The organism is Vibrio sp. 378, from assembly GCF_033339435.1.
On the sequence record NZ_JAWOUO010000849.1, the window covers coordinates 1 to 589 of the forward strand.

1 protein-coding gene is annotated in these 589 nt (G+C 46.0%); it reads right to left on the bottom strand.

What is annotated here, in order from left to right; genetic code table 11:
* The coding region (locus tag R7Q48_RS29195; protein WP_318133858.1) for an ATPase, T2SS/T4P/T4SS family at positions 1–589 on the bottom strand (589 nt) is incomplete at both ends.

A 589-nucleotide genomic window follows, 5' to 3' on the forward strand; every position in this document is an offset into this window, starting at 1 on the left:
TTCGCCCATCTTGTTGTAAACGTCGCTCTGCACTATCAAGTTTAGAGAGAATTTGGATACGAGCTGATAAGCGACGACTCAAGTGATTTGGCGGTTGCTGAGTTTCGATCAAAATGCCATCGCAACGTAGACGAACTCGGTACATCTTTTCATAAGGCTCAAAGTGGATATCGGATGCGCCTTTACGCACAGCGTCCAACAGAATTTGGTTGATGTAACGGCTAACAGGAGATTCGTCTTGGCTCAAGTCTTCGATGTTGTCGATTTCATCTGCACCGACATCCACCAGACTCGCTAGCTCTTCTTGGTTGATCTCTTTTAACCCAGACTTTTCATGACTCAATGAACGACCATATAAGCGTCGAATGACTGCACTGAGTTCGCGAAAATCCGCCAACACCAATTCAACCTGTAAACCAGTGGCAAAGCGGAAATCATCTTCAGCTTGTTGATTCGTGGGGTCGGCAACCGCTAATAATAAAGTTGAAGGAGTACGGTGGAGCGGGAGTGCATTATGTCGTGTGATTAATTCACGTAGGCCGAGCTGTTGGCAAAGAGAAGCATATTCATATTGAGATAACTCGGGCTG